The organism is Actinomycetota bacterium (assembly GCA_030774015.1).
Classification (GTDB): Bacteria; Actinomycetota; UBA4738; order UBA4738; family JACQTL01; genus JALYLZ01.
The window spans coordinates 1-2,755 of record JALYLZ010000185.1; the positions used below are offsets into that span (position 1 = coordinate 1).

The 2,755-nt window shown below is 73.3% G+C and carries 5 protein-coding genes; 2 read left to right on the forward strand and 3 right to left on the reverse strand.

Going from position 1 to position 2,755, the window contains the following annotated elements; translation table 11 throughout:
* Window positions 1–95: 95 nt before the first annotated feature.
* Entirely contained in the window at window positions 96–515 is a 420-nt protein-coding gene (locus tag M3Q23_17955) for a cytochrome c maturation protein CcmE (GenBank protein ID MDP9343934.1), read from the forward strand.
* Window positions 516–614: 99 nt separating this feature from the next.
* Window positions 615–1,034: an ATP-binding protein gene (locus M3Q23_17960; protein MDP9343935.1), complete on the forward strand. Its 420-nt coding sequence runs from the start codon at window positions 615–617 to the stop codon at window positions 1,032–1,034.
* 13 nt (window positions 1,035–1,047) lie between these two features.
* On the opposite strand, the gene M3Q23_17965 is transcribed toward M3Q23_17960, so the two are convergent.
* From M3Q23_17965 to M3Q23_17975, 3 genes are all read right to left on the reverse strand, one after another.
* Window positions 1,048–1,287, reverse strand: coding sequence for a hypothetical protein (locus M3Q23_17965; protein ID MDP9343936.1), 240 nt, complete (start codon window positions 1,285–1,287; stop codon window positions 1,048–1,050).
* 86 nt (window positions 1,288–1,373) lie between these two features.
* The gene (locus tag M3Q23_17970) at window positions 1,374–2,099 is read right to left on the reverse strand and encodes a 50S ribosomal protein L11 methyltransferase (GenBank protein ID MDP9343937.1); all 726 of its coding nucleotides are present in this window, start codon (window positions 2,097–2,099) and stop codon (window positions 1,374–1,376) included.
* A 114-nt stretch (window positions 2,100–2,213) separates the two neighbouring features.
* Window positions 2,214–2,603, reverse strand: a complete 390-nt coding sequence (locus M3Q23_17975) for a hypothetical protein (protein ID MDP9343938.1) — start codon at window positions 2,601–2,603, stop codon at window positions 2,214–2,216.
* Window positions 2,604–2,755: the final 152 nt, after the last annotated feature.

Genomic DNA, 2,755 nt, shown 5'->3' on the forward strand with positions numbered 1-2,755 from the left:
GGCTCCGAGCGGCCGCCGTGGCCGCCGTGGCCGCCCGGCGCCGCCCGGTGTCCCCGCCGCCGCACCGGCCGGGAAGCGGTTGAAGACGTGAGGACGTGAAGCGGGGCCGGGTCTTCTTCGCCGTCGCCATCATCGTCGGGGCCCTCGGATGGGTGGCGGCGAAGGGGCTGACCAGCGCGCTCGTCTACTACAACACCCCCACGGACCTGCTCGCCAAGAGTGCGTCCGCGGTCGGGGAGCGGGCCCGCCTGGGAGGCCTGGTGGTGCCGGGCTCGGTGCAGGAGCACGGCGACGTCATCCGGTTCGTGGTCACCGACGGGACGAACCACATGACCGTGATCGACACGGGCGGCGTTCCCGCCCTGTTCCGGGCGGGCCAGGGGGTCGTGGTGGAAGGGCTCCTGGGGCGCGACGGCGCGTTCCACGCGGACACGGTCCTGGTCAAGCACAGCGGTGTGTACCGGCCGCCGTCGCCGGGAGAGACGCCGCACTCCGCGGACCTCGCCGGCACGTAAGAGGACGTCGAGTCGACGGTCCCGGGCGGTTGGAGTAGCCTGGCCTCGGCGCCCCCTGACCAACTTCCCAGCGAGCTTTCCTCGGAGGCGGCCGACCGAATGGACGAGTTGCTGGCTCTGCGCCTGCGCCCGCAGCAGGACGCGGCCAGGCGGGCGCGCCAAGCACTCGCCCCGGTCCTCGGGGCCCTCGACCCCGATATCCGGAGCAACGTCAGCCTGCTGGCCAGCGAGCTGGTGACATCGAGCGTGCGGAGGCTTGGGCAGCTCCCGGCGGAGACCATCGTGCTGCGGGTTGTCCGGCGGCCCACCGTGCTGCGGGTGGAGGTCCGCGACCCGGGGCCCCTGTTTCCGCCCCCGGTCTCCGGGCAGTCCTCGGGCTGGAGCATCCTTCAGGAAACCGGGCCGGCGGGAGATCCCACCGGCTGGGGGCTCTACATCGTGAATCGGCTGGCGTCGCGGTGGGGCATCACCGTGGACCGGGGAACGGAGGTCTGGTTCGAGCTCGACGTCCGAGACTAGGTCGAGCCGGCGGTCAGTTGCCCTCCCACGCCCCGGGCAGCGCGTTCGGCAACCACTGCCCGTACACGCCCTCGTTCAGGTAGCCCTTCATCTGCCACAGGGTCGACTCCGGCCCCCCCATCCGCGACAGGAACCGCTGTCCGTCCGGCAACCGCCACTCCGCCACCAGCCCCCACGAGACGAGCTCGGCCTCCGCCGTCGGCGCGTTGTCCTGGATGGCCTGGCTGATGTTCTCCTGCTCGCTACGAGCCATCGAGTCCCCCCGTCGGTCGCGTGTCATCGCCTGGCGCGGCACGGATCATTGCATCCGAGAGCCACTCGGTCACGCCGGGGAAGGAGCTACGTGCGCTCGATCCGCCACACCGACAGGTGCCACAGCAGGCGGCTGCCTCGGCGGCGCAGATTGAGCAGGCCCTGGGCCATGAGGCGGGCGGCCGCCTTCGACTTGGCCACCAGGTCGGGAAGAGGGAGCTCCCGCTCCAGGATTCGCTCCAGGTTGGCCGCGCCGAACAGACGCCGGGCGGCCTCGAGGACGCGGCTCTCCGCCTGGATGGTGCCCGTGGGCAGGTACATGCGCCCGCCCGGGGCCAGGCAGTCGCCGAGGCCCTCCAGCATGGCCACCGGCAGCTCCGATCCGGTGGGGCCGCCGGCCCGGCCGTCCGGGAACCATCCCGTCACCTCGGCCAGCTCGTCGGGGATCCCGGAGACGTCCCCGATCACGACGTCGGCGGCCACGTCGCGGACGGGCTCGAAGAGGTTCCCCTCCCGGAACTCCGTGCGGTGGGCCAGGCCCAGCCGGATCGCGTTCGCGCGCGAAGCCGCCACGGCCTCGGGCGAGGCGTCGCAGCCGATCACCCGGGCGGCGCCGAGGCGGGCCGCCACGAAGCTCAGCACCCCGCTCCCGCACCCCACGTCCAGGACGGTGTCGCCGGGCTCGATCTCCAGGGCCTGCGCCACCATCATGCTGGTGTGGGAGGGGGCGAACACGCGGGGGGGGACCGCCAGCGTGAACGGCCCCGTTCGGCCCCTCCAGTCGAACTGGGTGGCTCCGCTTGTGTCGTCCATCCGACAGAATGGTACGCCTCCGGAGCCCGGCGCACACGTCGAAGGGGGCCCACCTGCGCGGTGAGCCCCCTGGTCGGTTTCGTGGTCCGCCTCGTGCAGCGGCTTCCCGGCGGGCTAGCTGCTCGGTGCCGGGTGGAGCTCCCCACCCGTCGAGATCATCCGGAACGACCACCCGCTGGCCGTCTGGGGTGCCGACGGGGCCGCGGGCCCCTCGGCCGTCCGGGGCGCGGCCGGGGCCTGGGGCGCCAGGGCCGGAGCCACCGGCTGGTACGGGATGGGCCGGGTCACGCCCCCCGTTCCGACCAGGCCGGGTCCCCCGGAGTCCTGGTGGGTCGCGGTGCTCACCCCGGGCTGGGGATGCGGCACCGCGGTCGGAGTGGCGCTGCGGGTGAGCGTCCACACCAGCGCGCCCGCAAGCAGCACCAGGGCGACCACCGCGGCCATCCACGGCAGGGCCGGCTGCCGCCAGGTGCTCGGAGCCTGGATCTCCACCCTTGCGCTCATCGCTTCCTCCTTGGCCGTCGGCGAACGTTGGGCAGACCGTAGACGAAGCCCTCGCGGACCCTTGGTGCCGGGCGGCACGAGCGCGTTGTGCTCCTCGACACGCCAGCCGACGGGCGAAGTCTGCGGAGGAAGAAGGGGGCCGCGGCCGGCAC

Excerpts from the sequence above, each read along its gene's own strand:
- M3Q23_17960 (MDP9343935.1), top strand. The coding sequence starts at position 615 with ATGGACGAGTTGCTGGCTCTGCGCCTGCGCCCGCAGCAGGACGCGGCC.
- M3Q23_17965 (MDP9343936.1), bottom strand. The coding sequence starts at position 1,287 with ATGGCTCGTAGCGAGCAGGAGAACATCAGCCAGGCCATCCAGGACAAC.
- M3Q23_17970 (MDP9343937.1), bottom strand. The coding sequence starts at position 2,099 with ATGGACGACACAAGCGGAGCCACCCAGTTCGACTGGAGGGGCCGAACG.
- M3Q23_17975 (MDP9343938.1), bottom strand. The coding sequence starts at position 2,603 with ATGAGCGCAAGGGTGGAGATCCAGGCTCCGAGCACCTGGCGGCAGCCG.